A 25,833-nucleotide genomic window follows, 5' to 3' on the forward strand; every position below is an offset into this window, starting at 1 on the left:
GTATTACCGGAACCGGTCCTTCCTCACGGGAGCAGGCCGCGGCTGCTCGAATCGCAGGCGTGACCGATCAACGACACCCGAAGGAGAGCGGCCCGCCGATCGCGCGCCGGACGATGCTCTCGATGCTCGGCGCGGGCGCCGCCGCCCTCGCCGCCGCCCCTCTCGTGCAGAACGGCTGGGAACGGCTCGCCGCGACCGACCCGACCGGGCTGCTGCCCGGCCCGGGCGGCTTCCGCTACTTCAGCGTGGCGGGCTCGGTGCCGGAGAAGACCGCGGCCGACTACCGGCTGCGGATCGGCGGCCTCGTCGAGCGGCCCATCACGTACACGCTGGACGAGCTGCGCGCCATGCCGCAGACCCGGGTCGTCGGCGACGTCGAGTGCACGGACGGCTGGCGGGTGCCGCGCACCCCGTTCACCGGCGTGTCGCTCGCGCACCTGCTCGACCTGGCGGGCGTGCGCCCGGAAGGCACGGCGCTCCGCTTCACCTGCTTCGACGGCGTCTACACCGAGAGCCTCACGCTCGACCAGGCGCGCCGCTCCGACGTGGTGGTGGCCCTGGACATGCAGGACAAGCCGCTCACCCACGAGCGCGGCGGCCCGGTGCGGCTGTACGTCGCCCCGATGTACTTCTACAAGTCCGCCAAGTGGCTGTCCGGCATCTCCGTCACCGAGAAGGTCGTCCCGGGATATTGGGAGGAGTACGGCTATGACGTCGACGGCTGGCTCGACCGGAGCGCCTGACAGGCCGCGGCGTTCCGGCTCGGCCGGAGCGTCCGGGCGGCTGCGGCGCTTCACCCGCGCCGAGCGCCTGGTCCACCGTGCCACGGCCGCGCTCATGCTGCTGTGCGCGGGGTCGGCGGCGTTCCTCTACTTCGCGCCGCTGGCCCAGCTCGTCGGCCGCCGCCACCTGCTGGTCGTCGTGCACGAGTGGTCGGGGCTGCTGCTGCCCGCGCCGTTCCTGCTCGGGCTGGCCGCCCGGTCGTTCCGCGCGGACCTGCGCCGGCTCAACCGGCTGGCCCCGTACGACCGGCAGTGGCTGCGCGCGGCCCGCAGGGGCACGCCGGGTCCGCGCCCGGCCGGCAAGTTCAACGCCGGGCAGAAGATCTGGGCGGGCTGGATCGCCGGGGCCGTGCCGGTGATGGCGTTCACGGGGCTGCTGATGTGGTTCACCGGGGCGCTGCCGTGGATCTCGCGGACGAGCGCGATCTTCGTGCACGACGTGACGGCGCTGGCCATCGCCGTCGTCGTGCTCGGTCACATCCGGCTGGCCTACCGGGATCCGGAGGCGCGGCGCGGGATGCGCTCGGGGTCGGTGACGTGGGGATGGGCCAGGAAGCACCATCCCCAGTGGGCCGAGGAGGAGGCGGCGCGTGTCAGGCGATGAGCTCGGCGGCGCGCTCCGCGATGCCGTATACGGCGGCGGCGGGGTCGCCGGACACGATCGACGGCATGACCGAGGCGTCGGCCACGCGCAGGCCGTCGAGGCCGAGGACGCGCAGCTCCTCGTCCACCACGGTGCCGATCGCGCAGGTGCCGGCGTGGTGACCGGAGGCGTCGGGGCCCGCGCGCAGGTACGCCCGCAGGGCCCTGGTGTCGCGCACGTCGGCGCCGGGCAGCACCTCGCCGCCGCGCCAGCCGTCCAGGGCGCGTGCCCCGCCGATCTCCCTGGCGCCCCGCAGGCCGGCGACCATCGTGGCTAGGTCGCGCGGGTCGGAGTAGGGGCGGGGGTCGACGGCGGGCGGGCCGGCGGGCGAGCAGGAGGCCAGGCGTACGGTGCCGCGGCTGCGCGGGCGCACCAGGGACACGCGGATCGTGTAACCCTGGCGCGGGCCGCCGTGCGCGGGGGAGTGGCGCGGCACGTCCAGGAAGGTGATCTGCAGGTCGGGCCCGTCCTGCGCGTGCGGGCCGCGCAGCAGGCCGAGCGCCTGCCCGTGGCCGTTCCTGGGGGCGAGCAGGGAGCGGGCGGGGGTGTAGACCAGCCCGGCCGTGACGTGGTCCTGCAGGTCCGAGCCGACCCCGGGCAGGTCGTGCGCGACGGCGACGCCCGCGCCCACCACCACGTAGTCGTACTCCACAGCCGCCCGCCTTCCATGCGTCACCTGTTCAGATGGTGACGAGAAGATGCGTCACCTGTCAAACGGGTGATGCGGAATGACCAGTTTTCGGCGGGTGCTAGGGTGAAAGGCGCACATTCGTGACAGCTAGGAGACCAGACATGGCAGGCGACGACGACATCTCCGGGTGATACCGGAGGTTGACCCCGGCCCCGGCCGACGCGTGAAGACCGTCGCCGGTGTGGCCCAGGTCGTCGTTCCCTCGTTCCTGTTTCCCCGCCGGGCCTTCTTCTCGCATGCCCGGGTCACCTTTCAGAGGTATGTCACATGTCTGACGCATTCGTCATCTGCTCCGGGCTCTCCTTCTCCTGGCCCGACGACACTCCCGTCTTCACCGGCCTGTCCTTCAGCGTGGGCGGCGGCCGTACCGGTCTGGTCGCGCCGAACGGCGCCGGCAAGAGCACGCTGCTCAAGCTGATCGCCGGCGAGCTGCGGCCGTCGAGCGGCGACGTGTCGGTCAAGGGCGTGCTCGGCTACCTGCCGCAGAGCCTGCCCCTCGCCCAGGACCTGACCGTGGCCGAGGTGCTGGGCATCGCCCCGGTGATCGCCGCGCTGGACGCCATCGAGTCCGGCGACGCCGCCGAGGAGCACTTCACCACCATCGGCACCGACTGGGACATCGAGGAGCGCACCCGCGCCCAGCTCGACCGGCTCGGCCTGGCAGGGCTCGCCTTCGACCGCACGCTCGGTACGCTGAGCGGCGGCCAGGTCGTCTCGCTCGGCCTGGCCGCGCAGCTGCTCAAGCGGCCCGACGTGCTGGTGCTGGACGAGCCGACCAACAACCTCGACCTGGCGGCCCGGCGCCGCCTGCACGACCTGCTCGGCGACTGGAACGGTTGCCTGCTGGTGGTCAGCCACGACCGCGCCCTGCTCGACCGGATGGACCGCATCGCCGAGCTCGACCGCGGCGAGCTGCGCTTCTACGGCGGCGGCTACACCGCCTACGAGGAGGCCGTGCGCGTCGAGCAGGAGGCCGCAGAACGTGACGTGCGCAGCGCCGAGCAGGAGCTCAAGCGCGAGAAGCGGGAGATGCAGCAGGCCCGCGAGCGGGCCGATCGCCGGGCGAGCAACGCGGCCCGCAACCTGAAGAACGCCGGGCTGCCGCGCATCTTCGCCGGCAACATGAAGCGCGGCGCGCAGGAGTCGGCCGGCCGGGCCGGGCAGCTGCACGCCTCCCGGGTCAGCGACGCCAAGGCGCGGCTCGACGAGGCCGGGCGGGCGCTGCGCGACGATCAGAAGATCGCGCTGGAGCTGCCCGGCACGCACGTGCCGGCCGGGCGCACGGTCTTCCACGGCGAGCGCCTGCAGGCGCGCGGCCTGTTCGCCGGGCCGGGCGTGGACCTGACCGTGCGCGGGCCCGAGCGCATCGCGCTGACCGGCCCCAACGGCGCCGGCAAGTCCACCCTGCTGCGGCTGATCAGCGGCGACCTGGAGCTGGACGGCGGCACCACCCGCCGGGCCGACGGCCGGGTGGCCTACCTGTCGCAGCGGCTGGACCTGCTCGACCTGGACCGCACCGTGGCCGAGAACCTGGCGCAGGCGGCTCCCGGCATGGCCTCGGCCGAGCGGATGAACCTGCTGGCCCGCTTCCTGTTCCGGGGCCCGCGGGCGCACCTGCCCGTGGGCGTGCTGTCCGGCGGGGAGCGCCTGCGGGCGACGCTGGCGTGCGTGTTGTGCGCCGAGCCCGCGCCCCAGTTGCTGCTGCTGGACGAGCCGACCAACAACCTCGACCTGGTCAGCGTGGCCCAGCTGGAGAGCGCGCTGGCGGCGTACGAGGGGGCGTTCGTGGTGGTCAGCCACGACGAACGGTTCCTGGCGGAGATCGGGGTCGAGCGGTGGCTGGAGCTGTCGGACGGCCGCCTGCTGGAGACCGGTCCGTCACCGGCTTGACAGGTGACGCCTCGGGTTGCCAATATCGTCACCAGTTAAGCCGGTGACGCGAAAGGTGCTTCCCGGCGTACCCGCTCAGAAGGGATACAGCCATGGCTGTCAGCTACACCGGGGTCGTCACCGTCACGGGAGAGGGCAGGAACGGCGGGCGCGTCCAGGCCGATGACGGCATGCTCGACACCACGCTCGCCATCCCGAAGGAGTTCGGGGGCGCGGGCGGGGCCACCAATCCCGAGCAGCTCTTCGCCGCGGGCTGGGGCGCCTGCTTCCTCGGTGCGGTCAGGAGGGCGGCGGCCCAGCGCAAGGTCACGCTGAAGAGCACCGCCATCACGGTCGAGGCGACCCTGAACCACGGCGACGACGGCGAGTTCGGCCTCAGCGCCGTGCTCAACCTGGAGCTCGGCGGCGTGGACCAGCAGACGGCCGAGGAGCTGGGCGCGGCGGCCCACCAGCTCTGCCCGTACTCCAAGGCGACCCGCGGCAACATCCCGGTCACCATCGACGCGAAGGCCGTCTGACACGCGCCGGCCGCGGCGGAGTGAAGCTCCGCCGCGGCCGGTGTGCGTGTTCTCAGAGCCGCAGACCCACCAGCAGCGGGTCGTGGTCGGAGGAGCGGAAGGGGTCGGGCGCGTACAGGTAGGGCGGGTTGTACTCGGTGTTGTAGTCCATGAACCGGCCCTCGTCGGAGTTGACGTGCCAGATGGTCGCGCCCGTCACCAGCTTGCGGGCGCCCTTGTCGGCCAGCACGTGGTCGAGCTCGCCGGACAGGCCCTCGAAGACGTAGCTGTAACGCTCGTCCTCCTCCACGTACTTCTTGCTCAGGCTGGTCAGCCCGGCGTTCTCGAAGGTGTGGATCGGGTCCTCCTCGCCGTAGGCGTTGATGTCGCCGAGGACGAGCGCGTTCTTCAGCTTCAGCTCGCCGATCAGGGACAGCACGGCCTGGGCCTGCTTGACGCGCTTGGCGTTGTAGCAGCTCTGCCCGTCACCCTGGTCGGCGTCCGCGCCGGTGGCCGGGCCGTCCGCGTCGGTGCAGCCCTTGGACTTGAAGTGGTTCACCAGCACGGTGAACGTCCTGCCGTGCCCCCTGGCCTTGCCGAACGTCTGCACCAGCGGCGGCCGGTTGAAGATCGGGTCGGCGGAGGAGCGCGCCGGGCCGATCGGGGTGACCTTGGCCGGCTGGTAGATCAGCGCGGTCTGGATGAGGTCGGTGCCCGGGTTGGGGTGCGAGATCGCCTGGTACGTGCCCGCGCCGGCCTTGGCGTTGAGCGCGTCCACCAGGGCGTTGAGCGCCACGTCGCCGTTGCGCTCGACCTCCATCAGCCCGGCCACGGCGGGGTCGAGCGTGGTGATGTTGGCGACCAGCTTGGCGAGCTGGCGGTCCCGCTCCTCGGCGGTGGTGGCGCCGCGCGAGCCGAGCGTGGTGAACCAGTTGAGCGTGTTGAGGCCGGCCACCCGGACGTCGCCGCCGACCCGCTCGGGGCGGGCGGGGCGCGGGTTCTTCGCGCGGAAGACCACGGGCTCGGTCGGCTGGACGCGGTAGACGTCGAAGCCGTAGGTGAGGATGCCGGTCAGGTCCCGCACCTCGTCACCGAGGCGGACGGTGTTCCAGCCCTGGGTGTGGTACGGCAGCGTGGCCGGGTTCTGCGCGTTCGAGCCGTCGTCGAGCAGGATCCTGCGCCGAGCGTCCCTGCCGGGGTCCACGCCGTCGCGGTCGGTCGGCTGGTACAGCCGCTCGTCCTCGGCGAGGAGGAGCTCGCCGAACCGGGCCAGGTTGTAGGTCTCGGAGATCGCGAGGTCGTCGTCGAAGGTGACGAGCATGCCCTCGTAACGCTCGAAGGTGAGGCCCTTCCTGAGCGGCAGGTCGAGCTCGGTGCGCCTGACCGTGCCGGTGCCGCAGACGTTCACCGTGGTGGCCGGCGAGATCTCGGTCAGGCCGTTGTACTCGATCGCCTTGCCGGAGACGAGCACCCGGTCACCGGCCTTGACCGGCGAGGAGGAGTACACGAACAGGCCCTCGGAGGTCGCCGGGTCGGCGTCCGGCCGGGCGGACTGGAGGTAGAAGCCGCCGAGGCCGCCGGCGCCCTGGAAGGAGCCGGTCACGACGCCCTCGACCCGGACGTTCTGGCCGGCGACCGGGCTGGCGTCGCCGCTGCCCTGCACCTGGGGGATCTGGTGCGTGGCCGGGGTGTCGCAGCTCTCGGTCGGGGTCGGCGTGGGCGTGGGGGTCGGCTCGCCGTCGCCGCAGGGGGCCGGGGTGGTGGCGCTGTTGCGCGGCGCCGGGGCCGCGGTCTCGAAGTCGGCGCCGTTGTCGTCGGTGTCGGCGCAGCCGCCGCTCTTGCGGAACCCGCCGGTGGCGTTGGTGAGCGCGGGGGCGGCGGTGCCCTCGGAGAAGTTCGCGGTGCCGTACCCGACGAGGTCGGCGAGCTGCCCGAGCTGGTCCTCGGAGCAGGGGGTGGAGGAGCCGTTGCAGGCCAGGCCCTCGGCCGAGCGGACCAGCGCCACCTTGCCCGCGGTGCCGCTCATGTTGATCGAGCCGGCGCTGTCGGGCTGGGGCAGCGCTCCGCTGGGCGTGGTGCCCGCGGCGAGCTGGACGAGGTGGTACTGGCCCGGCGCCAGGGTGCCGGACAGGGCGGCCCTGTTGGCGGCGAAGTTCCCGGTGCCGCCGGCGCTGGTGTACTGCACGGACCAGCCGTCCAGCGACACGGGGGCGGCGCTGCGGTTGAACAGCTCGACGAAGTCGTTGGAGAAGGGGGCGCCGGAGTTGCCGCCCCCGCCGTAGACCTGGCTGATGACCACGGTGCCTGGCGCCGCGGCGGCCACGGAGGGTGAGGACAGGGCGGCGATCGAGCCGGCGGCGACGCCGGCCGCGACGAGGATCGCCGGGACCCGGGACTTAACACGCATGCCGGGGAGCGTAAACCGACATACGGTGAAAAACCCTGTATTAGGCGTGGACGTGCCGTGAAATCTTGAACATTGACACTTCGTGTCCATTCAGGGGCGCGGATGTGTCGGCTTCGCACGATGCGAAGCCGACGCGAGCCTCCCCCCAGGGCTGTCAGGGTGACAGCACGAAGCCCTCGTACCCCTTGGCCGCGACCTCGTCGCAGATGACGCGGTAGGCGCCGACGCCGCCGGGATAGGGCAGGAAGACCCGGGGCTTGCCGGGGATGTTCGCGCCCAGGTACCAGGAGTCGGCCCGCGGGAAGAGCGTCTGCGCCGCCACCTCGCCGACGTGCCGCGTCCAGGCGTCCTCGGCGCCGGGATCGGCCTCGATGACGGTCGCGCCCGTCCCGGCCAGGTGCCGCAGGCAGCCGGCGATCCAGTCCACGTGCTGCTCGATGGAGACGAACATGTTGCTGAGCACCGACGGGCTGCCCGGCCCCGTGATGGTGAACAGGTTGGGGAAGCCGGCGGTCATCAGGCCCAGGTACGTGCGGGGCCCGGCCGCCCACTTCTCGCGCAGCGCCGTGCCGCCCCTCCCCGTGATGTCGATGGCGAGCAGCGGGCCGGTCAGCGCGTCGTAGCCGGTGGCGTAGACGATGGTGTCCACCTCGTACGTCGCCTCGGCGGTGCGCAGCCCGGTCTGCGTGATCTCCTCGATCGGGGTCGTCCGGACGTCCACGAGCCGCACGTTCGGCCGGTTGAAGGTGGCGTAGTAGTCGGTGTCGAAGCACGGGCGCTTGGTGCCGATCGGGTGGTCGCGGGGCGACAGCAGCTCGGCCACCCGCGGGTCCTCGACGGTCTGGCGGATCTTCTCCCGGACGAACTCGGCCACAAGCTCGTTCGCCCGCGGGTCCACCGCCGTGTCACCGAAGGCGCCGAGGAAGCCCGGCCCGCCGTGGGCCCAGCGCGCCTCCAGCTCCGCCAGCCGCTCCTGCTCCGACGCCGCCAGCGCCGAGCCGGTGTTGAACGGCGCCGCGATGCCGAACAGGGAGTCGCGCATCGAACGGCGGATCTCGGCGTGGTTGTCCTTCACCCAGCGGGCGTACCCGGGATCGAGCGGCCGGTTCCACGCCGGGATGGTGAAGTTGGGCGTCCGCTGGAAGACCGTCACCTGCGCGGCCCGCTCGGCGAGGACCGGGATGATCTGGATGCCGGACGAACCCGTGCCGATGACCGCGACCCGCCTGCCCGCGAGGTCCACCTCCTCGTGCGGCCAGCGCCCGGTGTGGTGACTGTCGCCGCGGAAGGAGCCGGCGCCGGGGATGCCGGGGACGCGGGCGTCCGAGAGGCAGCCCACGGCCGTGATGAGGAAGCGGCCCGTCACCCGGTCACCGCGGTCGGTCTCCACCCGCCAGCGCGACGCGGCCTCGTCGTAGGCGGCGCGGGTGACCCGCGTCCGGAACCGCATGTCGCGGCGCAGGTCGAACCGGTCGGCGACGTGCTCGGCGTAGCGCAGGATCTCGGGCTGGGACGGGTACCGCTCGGTCCAGTCCCACTCCTGCCGCAGCTCCTCGGAGAAGGAGTAGCAGTACTCCACGCTCTCCACGTCGCAGCGGGCGCCCGGATACCTGTTCCAGTACCAGGTGCCGCCGACGCCGTCGCCGGCCTCGTACACCCGGGCGGTCAGGCCCAGGCCGCGCAGCCGGTGCAGCATGTACATGCCGGAGAACCCGGCGCCGATCACGACGGCGTCGAAGGACGCGCCGGTCTCGGGCGCGGGGCCGGATGCGGTCACGGGGGCGATGGAGGCCTCGGCCATGGCGATCTCTCCTGTCGGCGCGGTCCGTGACCGTAACGCTGACATGACCGCGCCCGGCGGCCAAGAGCGCGTGCGCGTGCGCCGCCGCCGGGGGAGAGCGGTGAGCACCGCCCGCCACCCCGAAGTGCCGCGATGGGCCTACCATTTCGCTGGTGACCAGCTACGACGATCATGACGCGTTCGAGTACGTGGACTTCTCGGCCCTGCCGCAGCGCCAGCAGCGGATCCTGGCCACGATCCGGGACTGGGTGGCCCGGTACGGGTACCCGCCGAGCACCCGCGAGCTCGGCCGCGCGGTCGGGCTGAGGTCGGCCTCGTCGGTGTCGAAGCACCTGAAGAGCCTGGAGGAGAGAGGCCTCCTGCGCCGGAGCACCGCCGTGACCAGGTCGATCGACGTGCGCCCGTTCCTGCGGGCCGCGGCGCCGGAGCCGGCCGGTGACCTGGTGAGCGTGCCCGTGGTCGGCGACATCGCCGCGGGCACCCCGATCCTCGCGGACGAGCATCTGGACGAGGCGCTGACCCTGCCCCGCGACCTGACCGGGCGGGGCACCGTGTTCGCCCTCCGGGTGCGGGGCGACTCGATGATCGACGCCGCGATCTGCGACGGCGACATCGTCGTGGTCCGGCAGCAGCCCGAGGCGCACTCCGGCCAGATCGTCGCCGCGATGATCGACGGCGAGGCCACCGTGAAGGTGTACCGCCGGCGCGGCGGGCACGTCTTCCTCGAACCGCGCAACCCCGCCTACGACGTCATCGACGGCGACGAGGCCGCGGTGCTGGGCATCGTGGTCTCGGTCCTGCGCAGTGTCTGAGGCCGGGCGCGCGTGCGGCGCCCGGGGGCGCGTGACCGTTGGCCGCGCGCGGCGGCGGGCAAGGACGGCGAGCGAGGAGGGGCTACGGGTTCAGGCGCGAGCTACCGTCGTGGACGTGCCGCTGGGGAAGGTGACGACGACCGCCTCGCCGGAGACGTCCACCGTGACGGCGTCGCGCAGCGCGCCGGGGTGCACCTCGTCGCCCGACAGCACCACCAGGGAGACGTGCAGGCCGGACGCGTCGGAGTGCAGGCAGGGGACGGCCGAGTGCGGGCCGAAGGCGTTCGACTCGACCTCCCGCGACACGCTCGCCCGCGCCCACCCGTACAGCCCGATCACCGCGGAGGTCAGGCCGTCGGCGCGGCGCGCCAGCGCCCAGCCGTCGCCGGTGACCGAGGCGGGCGGGCCGGCGTCGGAGAGGGCGTACCCGCCTTCGCGCACCGCGCTGCCCGCCCCGCCCGCGATCTCGTGAACGCGCACCTCCCAGGGGCCGCACACGGCGGAGGTGGTCGTGATCACGGCCCCCGTCCCGGTCTCGTACGAGGAGGAGGCGGTGGCGTCGTGGCAGGACAGCGGCCGGATGGCGGCCCGGCGCGACGGGACCCCGTCCGGCGCGACCAGGGCGAGGTGGTTGTCGAGGTCGCGGGACCAGGCGTGCTCGGCGGCCTCGGGCCCGGTGCGCGTGGAGTAGGCGAGCTTGGCGTAGTGCGGGTCGTCGGGCGGGGCGCCGTGGTCGCTGCCGTGGTTGAGCAGCCGGACGATCCCGTCGTGGCGGGTGCCGTGCAGGAGCAGCCCGGTGGCCGGGACGGCGGCGGTCACGTCGTGCTCGTCGATGGGCAGCGACTGCTCGCGCTCGGTCCACGCCGGGTGATCCGGCGGCAGCAGCAGCCCGATGAAGGCCTTCGAGGCCCAGTACGGCGACGCGGGCCCCGAGTAGGCCTGCGTCGTGGGCAGGAACGGCTCGTACCAGCCGAGGGAGAGCAGCCCGTCGGGCGAGGGCACGCCGCGCTCGGCGAAGTGACGCACGACGGAGGAGGCCAGCTTGCGGGTCTGGCCGGGGGTGAGCGGGGTGGCGCCGGTGAGCGCGCCCAGCCAGACGGGCGCGACGGCGGCGAAGCGGTAGGTGAGCGAGCGGCCCTGGTGGACCGGCGCGCCGTCGGAGCCGAAGAAGTGCTGGTACGTTCCCAGGAACTCGCGCAGCCGCCCCGCGTACAGCGCGGCCCGCTCGGCGTCCCCCGACATGCGGGTCCACAGCAGCGGGTACAGGTGCAGCGCCCACCCGCAGTAGTAGTCGAAGTTCCTGGACCCGCCGTCGGTGTACCAGCCGTCGCCGACGTACCAGTCCTCGATCCGCTCCAGCCCTCGCTCGATCTCCCCCTGCTCGTACGGCCCGCCGACGGACTTCAGGAACTCCTCCGTCACGGTCTGGAACAACATCCAGTTGTTGTCCCAGGTCCGCTTGCCGACGAAGCCGCCGAGCCACTCGACCACCCGCTCCCGCACGCCGTCGTCGAGCCGGTCCCACAACCACGGCCGGGTCTCGTGGAGGCCGATCGCGATCGAGGCGGCCTCCACCATCTGCTGCGAGCAGTCGGTCAGCACCGGCCAGGACTCGCCGCTCGACGGGTCGGTGCCGGCGGCGAGCCCTCTGGCGTACCGCTCGACCAGGTGCGGCACGTCCCCTCCCGCGCCCGCGATCCGGAACGCCGCCGCCAGGAACGTGCGCGCGAACCCCTCCAGACCGTCCAGCACCACGCCCGACCAGCTCGCCCTGCCGGGCAGCCGGAACTGCGCCTGCCCCGGCGAGGCGTACGGCGTGACGGCCTCCAGCAGGTGGTCGGCCAGGGCCTCCCAGTGGGCGCGGGTCCAGCCGGTGCGCGGGGAGAGCACGCGGTCGGACGGCGGGAGCGGAAGGTAAGGAGGGATCATGTTCAGCCTTTCCGGCCCGTCGAGAGTACGGCGGTGTGCGTGCGGCCGGCCGAGCCGGCCAGGTTCACCGTGACCTGGGGCCGGTCGCCCGTCGTCACGGAGACCGTATCGTCGGCCTCGATCAGGCGGTGCGCCGGGTGCGGGAGCGTGATCGTGGTGGTGGCGACCGTGCGGCTCGGGTCGGAGACCGCCACCGTGATCCGCCCGGCCGCACGCCGGATCAGGACCGCGCAGGGCGCCGACGCCGAAACACCGCCCGCCTCCGGCACGCCGCCCGCCTCAGCCGAAAAGCCGCTCGTCTCCCCGCCCACCTTCGCCGAAGCACCGCCCGCCTCCGGCGCGCGGCCCACCTCCCCGGGCGTCCAGAAGATCGCCGCGAGCAGCTCGCCGCCGCCGGCCGAGCGGCCCCGCGCGCGGACCGCCTGCGCGTCGCCGGTGTTGGCGAGGATCTCGACGCCGTCGAAGTCCCTGGTCCGCTCGCGGGTGGCGGCCGGGAGCAGGATGTAGGCGTAGGTCGTGTCCGTGGGGTCGGGCCCGTGGTCGAACCAGAGGGTGGTGTAGTCGCGGGTCACGGGATCGGCGGTGCCCCTGGTGCTGGGGCCGTCGTTGATCTCCAGCCAGGTGCCGGTGCGGCGCTCCTGGAGCGTGCGCGGCGCGGGGCCGGCGGGGAAGACGTATCCGGCGACGCCGTCGAGGTGGGCCCAGCCGTCGCCGGTGGTCAGGGTGGCCGCGGTGGCGCGGTTCTCGACCACCGTCTCGATCGGGCGGCCGTCGGTGCTGGTGATGCCGGCGCCCAGGCAGACCACCGCGTCGTCCAGGCACACCCAGCTTTTCCTGGCCGTCAGCGAGGTGCCCGCCGCCATCAGGTCGAGCCCCGCCACCCCGTACCCGCCGGCGGTGGCGCCGCCCGCCCAGGCGTTGGCCGGCCGGAACGTGCCCGTGCCGCCGACGGAGACGGCGGGGTCGCGGTGGCGGGTGTCCACGGTGGTGCCGGCCAGCCGGTAGGAGTCGACCGTCGGCCAGTAGCCGGCGCTGTAGTGGTCGAGGTCGAGGTGGAGGTAGGTGACGCCGTCGCCCTGGTACCAGGCCCGGTAGTTCTCGCCGTTGCCGCACTCGTACATCGCGATCCGCCGCGACGACAGGCTGATGGCGAACGACCAGGCGGGGCGGCGGTGCACGATCCGGTCCATGGCGGCGAACACGCGGTGGCCGCGCGGGCGCGGCGCCGCGGCCACCGCGGCGTCGCCCAGCAGCGCGGCGGCCCTGGCGGTGGCGGCGACGTTCGCGGCGTCGAGGAAGCGGCCCCGCCGGATCCACCCCTTGGCGAGCTGCCTGAACCGGGTGGCGTAGGGCTCGCCGGCGCCCGCCGCCAGTTGCAGGATCGCGTCGACGGTGTCGCGGCCGGCGTCGTCGTCGCGGTTGAACTGCCGCGACACGGCCCGGCCGCGGACGCTGTCCATCATCAGCCCGTCGTGGATCCACGGCGCGTAGGCGTTCTCCACCGCGTCGAGCACGACGCGCACCGCCGGATCGGTGACCTCCCAGGCGCTGCCGCCGAGCAGCCCCAGGATCGTGGCGAGCGACTGGAGCAGCACCACCCCGTACGACCCGGTGTAGGCGACCACGCCGTGCTGGATGAACGACCCGTCGGCGTAGAAGCCGTCGCCCGAGGTGACGTGCCCGAACAGGGTGTGCCTGCCGGCGTCGCGCGTGTCGGACAGGCCGTCGCGGGCGAGCGCGAGCTTGCCGGCGTCCGCGCCGACGATGCCGCGCAGGGCCACGATGAGCGCCTTGTCGGCCCGGTTGGCGCCGGTCTCGGCGAAGCCGGTGAGGTTGGTCCTGCGGTCGGGGTCGGGGCAGAAGCGGTCCACGGCGCGGATCCAGGCGGCCCGCTGAACGGCGCTGATGGCGTCGTGCATGATCACGGCGGTGTCCATCAGGGCGCGGGGCGCGCCGATCTCCCAGTGCCACCAGTTGCCGGTCTCGCGCCTGGTCTCGTTGTAGGCGCGCTCGTAGAGGAAGTCGAGGCCGCCGAGGATCTCCCGGGCCGCGGCCTCGTCCCCGTACGTGGAGGTGCCCGGGCTCGCCCAGGCGGTGGCGAGCGTGCGCAGGCGCTGGTAGCTGCCCGCGATGTCACCCGACACGCCGGTGAGGGGGAGGTCGGGCCAGAGGAAGGTGCGGCCGGCCGACACGTCCATGGCCGCCCGGTGCGCCCGCGCGGCGGCGTCCAGCCGGGCCACGGGTGCGGCGAAGACGGGGTCGTCCGGGTCGATGCCGCCGCCCGTGAACAGGGCGGCGGCCTTGGCGCGCAGCTCGGAGAAGGCATCCTGCCCGGACCGGGAGCCGAGGAGCGGTACGGCGGCCAGGCCGCCGAGGAAGGCGCGGCGGCTGGTCATCGTTCGACGAGCGCGGTCAGATCGGTGGCGGGGGCGGGCAGCCCGAGCGCCGCCACCTGCGCCAGGTACTCGTCCGTCAGCGGGGCGCCCCACCGCCGCCAGAACGCGGACAGGTCGGCGCGGGCGATGCGGGAGGTGTAGAGCGCGAGGTACCCCCAGCGCTTGGCTGACTCCGTGTAGTCGGAGGCGGGCCGCTCGGCGCGCACCAGGCGGTGCAGCCGCGGGTAGAAGTCCTCGCCGAAGGCCAGTTCGAGCTGGCGGAAGGGGACGAGCTTCTCGTAAGCGCCCAGCTTGAGGTAGTCGGCGGCGGGCAGCTTGGCCAGGGCGGTGGCGTAGACGCCGTTCACGACCAGGTTGGACGGCTGGCCGAGCGCGCGCTGGGCGGCCAGCGAGTAGATGTTGACCGTGACCTCGGTGAGGTCGTTCGGCTTGTAGGCCATCTGCTGGTGCTGGTGGCCGAGCTCGTGGTAGACGCCCCAGCCCCTGGTGCGCAGGCCGGTCACGGTGATCAGGCGGTCCAGGTAGGTGCGCGGGTAGGCGGTCCACCCGTGCGTGGCGTACGCTCCGGCGCCGGCGGGCATCCGGGGGGCCTCGACGAGGTGGAACGGCAGCGGGGAACGCTCCGCCTGGGAGAGCCCGGAGATCGCGGCGTGCGAGGCGATGATCGTTTCGAGGAGCCGGAGCAGGGCGGCGTGGTCCTGGTCGCGCCAGGCGAGCATGCCGTCCCGGGTGACGGAGACGATGGCGCGCTCGGACACCAGCTCGACCTGGGGCGCGTCGGTGAGCGCGTCGAGCTGCGCCTGGAAGCTCTCCTCGCTGGTCTCGCCCAGCCTGAACGTGGGGACGCGCACCCCGCCCGAGCGGAACCTGACCCGGGCGCGCTGCCCGTCACCGGTGAGCGACAGGTAGACCAGGCCGCCGCCCGGGTCCGTGACGGTGTTGACGCCGGCGGCCAGCGGGTAGGCGCGCGGGTTCTTGTACGTGACGTCGGCGTGCGTGTCGGGGGCGCCGACGTGCAGCGTGGGCAGGAGCCCGTCGGGGGCCGCCACCTCGACGGTCAGCGGGGTGCCGGCGGGCAGGTGCACGCCGGTGGAGTGGAAGTCGGTGGTCCTGAGTGCCTGCTGGAGCCGGAGGCGCTCGCTCTCGGCGCCCGGCCTGGCCCTGAGCGTGACGGTGTGGTGCGCCTCGGCGGCGAGGGCCGGCCGGGCGAGCAGGAGGGCCGCGCCCGTGCCGCCCGCGACCAGGAAGGATCTGCGACTGAGGGGGGTCATGGCAGGGAGTTTGTAAGCGCTTTCTAGCACGGTCAAGGGCTTACCGGATCTTTCTACGGCTTTCTATCCCGCTTCTACGGGCGGTTTCCCCCAATTCTGGGGTAAGCGCTTGCTACTTGGGCGGCGCGACTGAGGATCTGACCACGATGTTCGTGCCGACCACGGCCGCGGTCTGCACCGGCGACAGGTAGGCGTCGTCCTCCACCACGTCCAGGCCGATGCGCACCGCCTGGCGGCCCATCTCCTCCAGCGGGATGCGCACCGTGGTGAGCTGCGGCCGCAGCTCCTGCGCGATGGGCACGTCGTCGTAGCCCACCACGGAGATCGCCTCGGGCACGGGCACGCCGGCCAGCTCCAGCCCCTGCATCACGCCGGCCGCGACGGTGTCGTTGGCGCAGAACACGGCGGTGAAGTCGAGCTTGTCGGCCAGCAGGGCCCTGATCCTGTCGTAGCCGAACCTGCGGTTGAGCTGCCCGGTGTGGATCAGGCCCTTGTCGTGGGGCAGGCCGCGGAAGCGCAGCGCGCGCCGGTGGCCGGCCAGCCGGGCGATCGTGGTCGACAGGTTCGGCGGGCCGCCCAGGAAGACGATCCGCCGGTGCCCCTGGGTGATCAGGTAGTCGGTGATGGCGAACGCGCCGCCCTCGTTGTCGTACTCCACGATCCTGGTCGGCACGTCCTCGCCGAGCGAGGGGCGCCCGCACAGCACGAGCGTGGAGCCGCTGGCGTGCAGCGCGCGGGCCCTGCGGGCGACCTGCGCGGCGTAGGAGCGGTCCTCGTAGGCCCCGCCCACCAGGATCACCGCGTCGGCGCGCTGCTCGTGCAGGAGGTCGATCAGCGCCAGCTCCTGCTCGTGGCTGCCCTGGGTGCAGCAGACCATGCAAAGCCGGCCGTGCTTGGTCGCCTCGCGCTCGACGCCGCGGGCGATGTAGGCGTAGAAGGGGTCCACCAGATCGTTGATGATGATGCCGACGGTCCTGTTGGTGGCTCCCGCCAGGGCTCTGGCGTGCGCGTTGGCGACGTATCCGAGCTCGGCGATGGCCTGCTCGACCCGCTGCCTGGTCGCGGCCGAGACGGGGTAGTTGCCGTTGATCACCCGGGAGACGGTGGCGCTGGAGACGCCGGCGCGCGCCGCCACGTCCGCCATGGTCGCCAGGCTCTGCTCGGTCACGTGCCCTCCTTTCCGTGGCTGACGATCATGCCATCCGGTCGAGCTCGTCGCGATGGATCTCGTGGAGCAGCGGCTCTCCGGCGGTGTACCGGGCGATCTCCGCGAGCGTCGACTCGGCCAGCCGCGCGAGCTCGTTGCCCTGGGCACCGGCCAGGTGCGGGGTCACGAACGCGTTGGGCAGGTCGAACAGCGGGTGACCGGCCGGCAGCGGCTCCGGGTCGCTGACATCCAGTATCGCGTCCAGCCGGCCGCTGCGTACCTCCTTGACGAGCGCCTCGGTGTCGATCAGCCCGCCGCGGGCGGTGTTGACGACCACCGCGCCGTCCCTGAGCATCGACAGCCGCCTGGCGTCGAGCATCCGGTACGTCTCGCGGGTCTCCGGTGCGTGCAGGCTGACCACGTGCGAGCGCCTGACCAGCGTGTCGAGATCGACGGCGGCGCCGCCGAGCGCGGCGATCCCGGCGGGCTCGGCGTACGGGTCGTACACCAGCACCTCGGCGTCGAGCCCGCGCAGCAGCTCCATGACCCTGCGCCCGATCCTCGACAGCCCGATCAGCCCCACCGTGATGTCGCGGGTGCCGAGCCAGGCCAGGCCGGTGAAGTCGCGCCGGGCGCCCGTCTCGCGGTAGCGGTGGGCGAGGGTGAAGGCACGCTTGGCGCCGAAGACGATGGCGGCGTAGGCGAACTCGGCCACGGGCACCGCGTTGGCGTCGGCGGCGCTGGTCACGCGTACGCCGCGGTCGAGCACCGCGGGGTCGAGGAAGGTCTTCACCGTGCCCGCCGCGTGCGCGATGAGGCGCAGGCCGGGGGCCCGGTCCAGCAGGTCGGCGCCGATCCTCGGGCAGCCCCATCCGGTGACGAGGACCTCGGCGCGGGCCATCGCGCGCAGCGCGCCGGCCGAGCCGACCTCGTGCAGCACCTGGTTGTCCACCTCGGCCAGGTCGGCGAGCCTGCGCAGCGTCGCGTGCCCGAACACCTCCTCTCGCACTCCGGGCGCCATCGCGAGGACGGCGCGCGGTCTCAGCCGGGCTTGCGGAGGTTTCACCGGCATCCTCTCTGATAGTAAGCGCATTCTATGCATCGAGGTGGCACGTTAGGACTCCACCTGCGAAAAGGTCAAGCAGAGTAGGGGAAATGAGTGGATTTTCCGGGAGAGGGCTTGACGTAAACGAAAGCGCTTACTAACTTCCTCGCCAACTGGAAGGACCCAGCGCATGACCGCTACCCTCGACGCTCCCTCGACCGCGGCCGCCTCCGAGCGGCGACAGCCGCCACGCAAGCTGCCGCTGTGGCGCCGCGTCTGGCGCGACCGGGTGATGCTCCTGCTGGCGCTGCCCGGGCTGCTCTATTTCCTGGTCTTCCACTACGGGCCGCTGTTCGGCTACGTGGTCGCGTTCAAGGACTATCAGCCCTACATCGGGTTCGTGGACAGCCCCTGGGTGGGGTTGCAGAACTTCGTCAGCGTCTTCGGGGACCCGGGCGTCTGGAACGCCCTGGGCAACACGCTCAAGATCACCATCACCCAGCTCGTGCTGTTCTTCCCCGCGCCCATCGCGCTCGCGCTGCTGCTCAACAGCGTGCTCAACGACAAGGTGCGCAGGTTCGTGCAGAGCGTGGTCTACCTCCCGCACTTCATCGGCTGGGTGATCATCGTCTCGGTGTTCCAGCAGATACTCGGCGGCGCCGGCGCGCTGCCGAGCTTCCTGGAGAGCATCGGGCTGCCGCGCTACGACATGATGACCGACCCCGACGTCTTCCCGCTGCTGGTGACGTTGCAGGTCATCTGGAAGGACGCGGGCTGGGCCACGATCATCTTCCTGGCCGCGCTGCTCTCCATCGACCAGGGCCTGTACGAGGCCGCGGCCATGGACGGGGCGGGCAGGTGGCGCCGCTTGTGGCACGTCACGCTGCCCGGCATCACCCCGATCATCATCCTGCTGCTCATCCTCAACCTCGGCAGCATCCTGTCGGTCGGCTTCGAGCAGATCCTGCTCCAGCGCGACAACGTCGGCCCCGAGGCGGGGGAGGTGCTGGACACCTTCGTCTACTTCAACGGCGTCAAGGACGGCCAGTGGGGCGCCGCCGCCGCGGTCGGCCTGGTCAAGACCATCGTCGGCACCGCGCTGGTGCTCGGCGCGAACAAGGTGGCCCATCTGCTCGGCCACGAGGGGGTGTACCGCGGTGCCGACAAGTAGCCGTCCCGCCTGGATGGAGCGGCCGTCCACGGTGGGCCTGGTCCTCAAGGGCGTGATCCTCACCGCCGTCGTCCTGCTGGTCGCCTACCCGTTCGTCGGCGTGATCGGCACCAGCCTGTCGACGGAGAGCGACATCGCCAGGAGCGGCGGGTTCGTGCTCTTCCCCGGCTCGCCCAGCCTGTCGGCCTACACGACCATCTTCAACGGCGGCACCGTCACCAGGGCGCTGCTGGTCAGCGTGCTGGTCACGGTCGTCGGCACGTGCGCCAGCATGCTGGCGACCATCGGCATGGCGTACGGGCTGAGCCGCCGCGAGGTGACCGGCGCCCGCTGGATCCTGCTGATCGCCCTGCTGACCATGCTCTTCAACCCCGGGCTGATCGCCAACTTCCTGCTGGTCAAGCAGATCGGCCTGATCGACACCTTCGGCGCGCTGATCCTGCCCAGCCTGGTCAGCGCGTTCAACCTGGTCGTGCTCCGCTCGTTCTTCATGGGCCTGCCCCGCGAGCTGCTGGAGAGCGCGCGCATCGACGGGGCGGGCGACTTCGGCATCCTCGTCAGGATCGTGCTCCCGCTGTCGAAGGCGGTGCTCGCGGTCATCTCGCTCTTCTACGCCGTCGGCTACTGGAACGCCTTCTTCAACGCCCTGCTCTACCTCAACGACTCGGACAAGTTCCCGCTCCCGCTGATCCTGCGCACGTTCGTGCTGCAGGGCAGGACGCTGGAGACCCTGGCCGCCGCCGAGGCGCCCGCCCCGGTGCAGGCGATCCAGATGGCCGTGCTCGTGGTGGCGATCGTGCCGATCCTGCTCGTCTACCCCTTCCTCCAGCGCTACTTCACCAAGGGTGTGCTCACCGGCGCCATCAAGGGCTGAACCCCCCGAACCCCAAGGAAGATCCCTCATGAGAGAACCCGTCTCCCGCCGCGGTTTCCTGCGCCTCGGCGCCGCCGCGGCCGCCTCCACCGTGCTGGCGGGCTGCGGCGGCGGCTCGGCCGCCCCCGCCGCCAAGGCCCAGGGACTGAGCATCAAGCTGCCCGCGTACGCGCCGCTGTCCGGCGCGCTCAAGCCCGACCTGCCCGGCAACGCCACCGGCGTGCCCGAGGGGTACTTCACCTACCCCAAGGAGCTGTTCAAGGCGGTGGCCAAGCCGCCCATGTCAGGCGGCACCGTGAGCATCGCGGTGCAGACCTTCTCGCCGCCCCCGCCCGGACGTGCCGACAACCCCGCCTGGCAGGAGGTCGAGAAGCGGCTCGGCGGCACCGCCGACATGCAGCCGGTCACCGCCGACGACTGGCCGACGAAGTTCAACACCATGGTCGCCGGCGGCACGCTGCCCGACCTGTTCACCTACGTCTCCACGCAGGGCGTCAACAACCTGCCCGCGTTCGTCGCCAGCCAGTGCACCGACCTGACGCCGCTGCTCGGCGGCGACGCCGTCAAGGAGTACCCGAACCTGGCGGCGATCCCGCAGGTGTTCTGGAAGCAGGGCATCGTCGGCGGCAAGCTGTACGGCATCCCCGTGCCACGCAACCTGGTCGGCGGCCTCGGCTTCTACCGCGCCGACATGTTCGCCGAGGCAGGCGTGGACGACCTGGCGCAGGTCACCGACCTGGACCGGCTGTTCGAGCTGCTCAAGGAGGTCACCAGGCCCAAGGACAACCAGTACGGGCTGGTCACCCACACCGGCGGCGTCTACGGCCTGTCGATCTTCGCCCAGCTCTTCGGTACGCCCAACGCCTGGCGGCTGGAGAACGGCAAGCTCGTGCACCAGATCGAGACCGAGGAGTACAGGGCCGCCGTCGAGTACGTGCGCAAGCTGCGCGAGGCGGGCGTCATCTACCCCGGCTCGGAAGGCTTCGACACTCTCAAGCGCAAGAACGAGTTCAACGCGGGCCGCGCCGCGCTCGTCTACGACGGCCTGCCCGCCTACCTCGGCCCCACCGGCTACCTGCAGACCTCCAGGAAGATCGACCCGAAGGCCGACCCCAGGCCGATGGTCCCGATCGGCCAGGCCGCCAAGGCTCACCTCAACAACATCGTCGTCTCGATCACCATGATGAAGAAGAGCGACGAGGCCCGCGCCAAGGAGCTGCTGCGCGTGGCCGACTTCTTCGCCTCGCCGTTCGGCAGCGAGGAGTACACGCTGTTCAACTACGGCGTCGAGGGCACCGACCACACGCGCGACGGCAAGGGCAACCCCGTGCTGACCGAGCAGGGCAGCAGGGACACCACGGTGCCGTGGAAGATGGTCGCCGCGCCGACCCAGCCCCTGTTCGACTCCTCCTCGTCCGACGCCGTGAAGATCATGCATGACGCGATCGGCAGGATGATCGCCGTCGGCGTCGAGGACCCCACGGTGGGGGCGTACTCGCCCGCCAACGAGAACAGCTACGAGTCGCTCTACACGATGCGCAACGACCGCGTCACCTCCATCGTGGCCGGCCGCGCCCCCGTCAGCGACCTCGACCAGCTGATCAAGGACTGGCGCGCCAAGGGCGGCGACAAGGCCCGCGCCGAGTTCGAAGAAGCGCTCAAGCAGACACCGAAGGCAGGCTGACCGTGAGACGCACCCTCCTGTTACTCGCCGCCGCCGCGCTGCTCAGCACGGCCGCCGCCGTGCCCGCCCAGCCTTCGCCCGGCTCGCCGGGGCTGGGCGACCCGCTCTTCCCGACCCTCGGCAACGGCGGCTACGACGTCCGCCACTACGACGTCTCCTTCGACTTCACGCCGGTCACCTACGACTTCTCCGGCACGGTCGCGTTCACCGCGAAGGCCACCCAGGCGCTGTCGTCCTTCAACCTCGACACCGACGGCCACACCATCGACGCGGTCACCGTCAACGGCGAACCCGCCGCCTGGTCGCTCTCCCTCGGCCGGAGCGGGCAGGAGCTGACCGTCACGCCGGCCACGCCGCTGCGCGAGCACGTGCCGTTCACGGCCGAGGTGCGCTTCCACGGCAACGGCAAGGCGCCGCGCGCCGGCCTGACGGGGTGGAACTTCGGCCCCGACGGCGGGTTCGCCGCCGCCGCGCAGTCCAGCAGGGCCGACACGTTCTTCCCGGTCAACGACCACCCGTCGGACAAGGCCACCTGGACCTTCCGCGTCACCGCGCCCCAAGGGTACGTCGCCACCGCCAACGGCGAGCTCGCCGGCAGGCGGGGGAACGTGTGGCGGTTCGAGGAGCGCGAGCCGATGGCGTCCGAGCTGATCGGCCTCGCCGTGGTGAAGGGCACCTACCTGCACGGCAAGGGCCCCCACGGCCTGCCGCTGCGCCACGTCGTCCCCCAGGGCCAGGAGGACCGCTACGGCCCCGTCGCCGCCGAGACCGGCGACCAGATCGCCTGGGCCGAGGCGAGGTTCGGCCGCTTCCCGTTCTCCACCTACGGCATCCACATCTACCCCGGCTACCGCAACGCGCTGGAGAACCAGACGCTGTCGCTCTTCGGCACCGGCTGGTTCGACCAGCCCACCTACTCCAACACGATGGTGCACGAGCTGGTCCACCAGTGGTTCGGCGACTCGGTCACGCCTGCCACCTGGCAGGACGCCTGGCTGAACGAGGGCCCCGCCGTGTACTACGCGGCCTTGTGGGCCGAGGAGCACGGCGGCCAGTCCATGCCGGAGCGGATGCGAACCGTGTACGCCAAGCTCGACGCGGTGCGTGCCAAGGACGGCCCGCCCGGCAAGCCCAAGGCGCTGGGCGGCTACAACATCTACGACGGCGGCGCCCTCGTGCTGTACGCGCTGCGCACCGAGGTCGGCGACGCCGCGTTCGACCTGATCATGCGCAGGTGGGTGCAGCGCCACAAGGACGGCAACGCCTCCACCGAGGACTTCATCGCCCACGCCGCCGCCACGACGCACCGCCCCGACCTGGACGGATTCCTGCGCGACTGGCTCTACGGCACGCACAACCCGCCGCTGGAGGGCATGTGAACGGCACGATCGCCCTCGTCCTGCTGCTGACCATGACCCCGGCGGCGGCGCCGGGCCCCAAGGTCTACTACGCGGCCCCCGACGGCGGTTCCCCCGCCTGCAGCCAGGCCCGCCCTTGCTCGCTGGAAGCCGTCAGGGACAAGGTCAGGCAGGCCGTCGAGGGCGGCATGAGCCGCGACATCGAGGTACGCCTGACCGGTGGCCTCTACCGGATGGCCGAGCCGCTCCTGCTGGACCGGCGCGACTCCGGCCCGGACGGGCACACCGTGACCTGGACCGCGGCGCCCGGTTCCCGGCCGGTCCTGTCCGGCGGGGTGCGGGTCACCGGCTGGACGCGCCAGGACGGGTTCATGGTGGCGCGGGCGCCCGAGGGCGTGACCCCGCGCCAGCTCTTCGTCGGCGGCGCCCGCGCGATCCGGGCCCGCGGCGCCGCATGCCCGGCAGCCGTCTGCGACGCGACGAAGACCGGCATGACCGGCGCCGTCCAGAGCGGCGTGGCCGGCTGGAGCGCCCCCGCGAACGCCGAGGCGGTCGTCAAGGTCAGGTGGCGCAACTACCGCTGCCGGATCGACCGCGTGGACGGCGACACGATCACCTTCGCGCAACCGTGCTGGACGAACTCGGCGAGCGGCACCGGCCGCACCGGCCCCGCCTGGGACACCACGACGGTCGACTCCTCCCGCTACAGCGGCGTGGCCTTCTTCGAGAACGCCCGCGAGCTGCTCGACGAGCCGGGCGAGTTCGTCCACGACCGCGCGGACGGGACCATCACGTACCTGCCCAGGCCGGGGGAGAACCTCGACGACGTGATCGTCCCGGCCGGCGAGACGCTCCTGCGGATCGACGGCGCGAGCCGGATCAGGATCGCGGGCCTGGCCTTCCAGCACGCCGCCTACCACCAGCCCGGCACCGACGAGGGATACGCCGGCACCCAGGCGGGTCTCACCCTGACCGGAGCCACCGGACCCGAGGACCACGCCGGCCGGTACTACACCAAGCCCGCCGCCGCGGTGGTCGTGAACGGCGGCAGGAACGTGGAGATCACCGGCGCCGCCTTCGCGCACCTCGGCGGCGCGGGCGTGATCCTTCAGGCCGGCACCAAGGACTCGGCGGTCACCGGTTCGACGTTCACGGACCTGTCCTCCGGCGCGGTCTACGTCGGCGACACCGAGCCCAACCCGCCGGCCGAGCTGCGCGGCGAGCGCAACACCGTGGCCCGCAACACCATCACGCTCGCCGGCAGGGAGTTCACCGACGCGGTCGGCGTCTGGGCCGGCTACGAGACGGGCCTGCGCGTGGACCACAACACGCTGGAGCGGCTGCCGTACTCCGGCATCTCCGTCGGCTGGGGCTGGAACCAGCCCGTCGCCCAGCGCCCCGACATGCGCGACAACCAGGTGACCGGCAACCGGATCGTGGACGTCATGATGGTCGCCGAGCAGCAGCACGACGGCGGCGCCATCTACACGCAGGGCCCGCAGCCGGGCACGGTGATCTCCGGCAACTACATCAACCGCTCCGCCTACGGCAACACCGAGCGCGACGGCAACGGCGTCTACCTGGACGAGCAGAGCTCGTACATCAGGGTCGAGGGCAACGTGATCACCCGGGTCGGCTACAAGTGGATCTCCAACTGGGCCGGCTACGGGATCGAGAACCTCGCCACGGGCAACTGGACCGACACCACCGCGCCCGCGCTGTCGGGGCGGGGCTCGCAGCAGGTGGACAACGCCACGGCGCTGGAGCTGCTGCCCGAGGCCGCGCTGCGCGTCGCCGGGGCGGCCGGCGCCCGGCCCGGCCAGGTCGAGCAGCTCGAACCCGACCTCGCCAGGGCGGGCAGCGCGACCCAGTCCGCCACCGAGGGGACGGCGGTCGCCGCCAACGCCATCGACGGCTCCACCGTCACCGACAGCAGGACCACCTCGGCGCCCGGCTCGTGGTGGCAGGTCGACCTCGGGCAGGTGCGCACGGTCGGCGCCGTCGAGCTCTGGAACGACGCGAGCATGACCACGGCCGACGTGCGGGTGCTGGTGTCGCGCACGCCGGACTTCGCCGACGCGACCGTGGTGCCGCTGCCCGGCAGGGTGTTGCGCCCGTCGCTGGTCACGGTGGACGCCGAGGGGCGGTACGTGCGCGTTCAGCGGACCGGTACGGGACGGATCGGGCTCTCGGGAGTCGCGGTCCAGGAGAGGGACAGGGCATGAGCTGGTTCACCGAGGCCCGATTCGGGCTGTTCATCCACTGGGGGATCTACGCCGCCGCCGCGCGGCACGAATGGGTGCGCTCGTACGAGCGGCTGACCGAGGAGCAGTACCGCCGCTACTTCGACCACTTCGACCCCGACCTCTACGACCCGGCGGCGTGGGCGGACGAGGCGGTCAACGCGGGCATGAAGTACGCCGTGGTGACGAGCAAGCACCACGACGGGTTCTGCCTGTGGGACTCGGACCTGACCGATTACAAGGCGCGGCGCGACCTGCTCGCCCCGATGCTCGACGCCTTCAGGGAGCGGGGCCTGCGTACCGGCCTGTACTACTCGCTGCTCGACTGGCACCACCCGGACTTCCCCAACGACCTCTACCACCCGCAGCGGGACGAAGATCTCGGCGACCGCGACATCCGGAAATATACGGACTATATGCACGGCCAGGTCCGCGAGCTGCTCACCCGGTACGGCGACATCGACACGATGTGGTTCGACTTCTCCTACGAGGGACGCGGCTTCGGCGCCAAGGGCCCGCAGGAGTGGCGCTCCGAAGAGCTGGAGCGGCTGGTCCGCGAGCTCAGGCCCGGCATCCTGATCAACAACCGGCTCGGGCTCGGCACCGGCGACTTCACCACCCCGGAGCAGGTCATGCCGCCCGGCGGCGTGCCCGGCCACACCCCGTGGGAGTCCTGCCAGACGCTCAACGGAAGCTGGGGCTACCACCGCGACAACCAGGACTGGAAGCCGGTGGACCTGCTGGTGAAGATGCTCGTCGACACCGTCTCCAAGGGCGGCAACATGCTGCTCAACGTGGGCCCGAACGCGCGCGGCGAGTTCGAGCCCCGGGCCGTCGAGCGGCTGCGCGGCATCGGGCAGTGGATGCGCCTGCACGCCCGCTCGATCCACGGCGCCGGCGCCTCGGCGTTCGAGCCGCCACAGGACTGCCGCTACACCCAGCGCGGCGACCGCCTCTACCTGCACCTGCTGTCCTGGCCGATGAAGTACGTGCACCTCGCCGGGCTCGGCGGCCGGGTCAGGTACGCCCAGTTCCTGCACGACGCCTCGGAGGTGCCGCTGGTCACGATCGACCCGAAGGAGCCCTTCCACCACTACCTGCGCGGCCTGCCGGAGGACACGCTCACGCTGCAGCTGCCCATCACCCGACCGGACGTCACGGTGCCGGTGATCGAGCTCTTCCTGGCCTGAGC

General features: G+C 72.1%; 19 protein-coding genes. 11 read left to right on the top strand and 8 right to left on the bottom strand.

Going from position 1 to position 25,833, the window contains the following annotated elements; genetic code table 11:
- Positions 1-59: 59 nt before the first annotated feature.
- On the top strand, positions 60-743 hold the full coding sequence (locus tag ACBJ32_RS43520; protein ID WP_357878071.1) for a molybdopterin-dependent oxidoreductase: 684 nt from the start codon (positions 60-62) through the stop codon (positions 741-743).
- Positions 709-1,386 (top strand): cytochrome b/b6 domain-containing protein, encoded by a 678-nt coding sequence (locus tag ACBJ32_RS43525; RefSeq protein ID WP_375131801.1) that lies wholly within the window; start codon positions 709-711, stop codon positions 1,384-1,386. The genes ACBJ32_RS43520 and ACBJ32_RS43525 overlap by 35 nt, the downstream gene beginning before the upstream one ends.
- On the opposite strand, the gene ACBJ32_RS43530 is transcribed toward ACBJ32_RS43525, so the two are convergent.
- On the bottom strand, positions 1,376-2,101 hold the full coding sequence (locus ACBJ32_RS43530; RefSeq protein WP_375131802.1) for a GMC oxidoreductase: 726 nt from the start codon (positions 2,099-2,101) through the stop codon (positions 1,376-1,378). The genes ACBJ32_RS43525 and ACBJ32_RS43530 overlap by 11 nt on opposite strands.
- A gap of 282 nt (positions 2,102-2,383) precedes the next feature.
- Between ACBJ32_RS43530 and ACBJ32_RS43535 the strand changes: the two genes are divergently transcribed.
- Positions 2,384-4,006 (top strand): ABC-F family ATP-binding cassette domain-containing protein, encoded by a 1,623-nt coding sequence (locus ACBJ32_RS43535; protein WP_375131803.1) that lies wholly within the window; start codon positions 2,384-2,386, stop codon positions 4,004-4,006.
- Positions 4,007-4,098: 92 nt separating this feature from the next.
- Positions 4,099-4,524, top strand: a complete 426-nt coding sequence (locus ACBJ32_RS43540; protein ID WP_375131804.1) for an organic hydroperoxide resistance protein — start codon at positions 4,099-4,101, stop codon at positions 4,522-4,524.
- A gap of 52 nt (positions 4,525-4,576) precedes the next feature.
- Here the strand turns inward: ACBJ32_RS43540 and ACBJ32_RS43545 are convergent, their stop codons facing one another.
- The gene (locus tag ACBJ32_RS43545; RefSeq protein ID WP_375131805.1) at positions 4,577-6,910 is read right to left on the bottom strand and encodes an ExeM/NucH family extracellular endonuclease; all 2,334 of its coding nucleotides are present in this window, start codon (positions 6,908-6,910) and stop codon (positions 4,577-4,579) included.
- Positions 6,911-7,064: 154 nt separating this feature from the next.
- The gene (locus ACBJ32_RS43550) at positions 7,065-8,711 is read right to left on the bottom strand and encodes a flavin-containing monooxygenase (protein WP_375131806.1); all 1,647 of its coding nucleotides are present in this window, start codon (positions 8,709-8,711) and stop codon (positions 7,065-7,067) included.
- 152 nt (positions 8,712-8,863) lie between these two features.
- Between ACBJ32_RS43550 and lexA the strand changes: the two genes are divergently transcribed.
- Entirely contained in the window at positions 8,864-9,523 is a 660-nt protein-coding gene (lexA, locus tag ACBJ32_RS43555; RefSeq protein WP_375131807.1) for a transcriptional repressor LexA, read from the top strand.
- Positions 9,524-9,613: 90 nt separating this feature from the next.
- On the opposite strand, the gene ACBJ32_RS43560 is transcribed toward lexA, so the two are convergent.
- From ACBJ32_RS43560 to ACBJ32_RS43580, 5 genes are all read right to left on the bottom strand, one after another.
- Positions 9,614-11,452, bottom strand: a complete 1,839-nt coding sequence (locus tag ACBJ32_RS43560; protein WP_375131808.1) for a DUF2264 domain-containing protein — start codon at positions 11,450-11,452, stop codon at positions 9,614-9,616.
- 2 nt (positions 11,453-11,454) lie between these two features.
- Positions 11,455-13,848, bottom strand: a complete 2,394-nt coding sequence (locus tag ACBJ32_RS43565; RefSeq protein WP_375131809.1) for a polysaccharide lyase 8 family protein — start codon at positions 13,846-13,848, stop codon at positions 11,455-11,457.
- Positions 13,845-15,119, bottom strand: coding sequence for a M60 family metallopeptidase (locus tag ACBJ32_RS43570; RefSeq protein ID WP_375131810.1), 1,275 nt, complete (start codon positions 15,117-15,119; stop codon positions 13,845-13,847). The genes ACBJ32_RS43565 and ACBJ32_RS43570 overlap by 4 nt, the downstream gene beginning before the upstream one ends.
- 112 nt (positions 15,120-15,231) lie before the next feature.
- Complete coding sequence (locus ACBJ32_RS43575) at positions 15,232-16,287, bottom strand: LacI family DNA-binding transcriptional regulator (protein ID WP_375131811.1); 1,056 nt, start codon at positions 16,285-16,287, stop codon at positions 15,232-15,234.
- Between the two features lie 25 nt (positions 16,288-16,312).
- Positions 16,313-17,332, bottom strand: a complete 1,020-nt coding sequence (locus ACBJ32_RS43580; RefSeq protein WP_375131812.1) for a hydroxyacid dehydrogenase — start codon at positions 17,330-17,332, stop codon at positions 16,313-16,315.
- A 169-nt stretch (positions 17,333-17,501) separates the two neighbouring features.
- On the opposite strand from ACBJ32_RS43580, the gene ACBJ32_RS43585 reads away from it, so the two are divergent.
- From ACBJ32_RS43585 to ACBJ32_RS43610, 6 genes are read left to right on the top strand one after another with little or no spacing between them, the layout of a single operon-like run.
- Complete coding sequence (locus ACBJ32_RS43585; RefSeq protein ID WP_375131813.1) at positions 17,502-18,482, top strand: ABC transporter permease; 981 nt, start codon at positions 17,502-17,504, stop codon at positions 18,480-18,482.
- Positions 18,469-19,356 carry a carbohydrate ABC transporter permease gene (locus tag ACBJ32_RS43590; protein ID WP_357878030.1) on the top strand — a complete coding sequence of 296 codons (888 nt, stop codon included), beginning with the start codon at positions 18,469-18,471 and terminating at the stop codon, positions 19,354-19,356. Before ACBJ32_RS43585 ends, ACBJ32_RS43590 begins: the two co-directional genes overlap by 14 nt.
- Positions 19,357-19,384: 28 nt before the next feature.
- Positions 19,385-21,040 carry a hypothetical protein gene (locus tag ACBJ32_RS43595; RefSeq protein WP_375131814.1) on the top strand — a complete coding sequence of 552 codons (1,656 nt, stop codon included), beginning with the start codon at positions 19,385-19,387 and terminating at the stop codon, positions 21,038-21,040.
- Between the two features lie 2 nt (positions 21,041-21,042).
- The gene (locus ACBJ32_RS43600; protein ID WP_375131815.1) at positions 21,043-22,419 is read left to right on the top strand and encodes a M1 family metallopeptidase; all 1,377 of its coding nucleotides are present in this window, start codon (positions 21,043-21,045) and stop codon (positions 22,417-22,419) included.
- Positions 22,416-24,623: a right-handed parallel beta-helix repeat-containing protein gene (locus ACBJ32_RS43605; protein ID WP_375131816.1), complete on the top strand. Its 2,208-nt coding sequence runs from the start codon at positions 22,416-22,418 to the stop codon at positions 24,621-24,623. Before ACBJ32_RS43600 ends, ACBJ32_RS43605 begins: the two co-directional genes overlap by 4 nt.
- Positions 24,620-25,831 (top strand): alpha-L-fucosidase, encoded by a 1,212-nt coding sequence (locus ACBJ32_RS43610; RefSeq protein WP_375131817.1) that lies wholly within the window; start codon positions 24,620-24,622, stop codon positions 25,829-25,831. The genes ACBJ32_RS43605 and ACBJ32_RS43610 overlap by 4 nt, the downstream gene beginning before the upstream one ends.
- The last annotated feature ends 2 nt before the right edge of the window (positions 25,832-25,833 follow it).

Source organism: Nonomuraea sp. GTA35 (assembly GCF_041950525.1).
In the GTDB taxonomy this organism is placed as follows: domain Bacteria; phylum Actinomycetota; class Actinomycetes; order Streptosporangiales; family Streptosporangiaceae; genus Nonomuraea.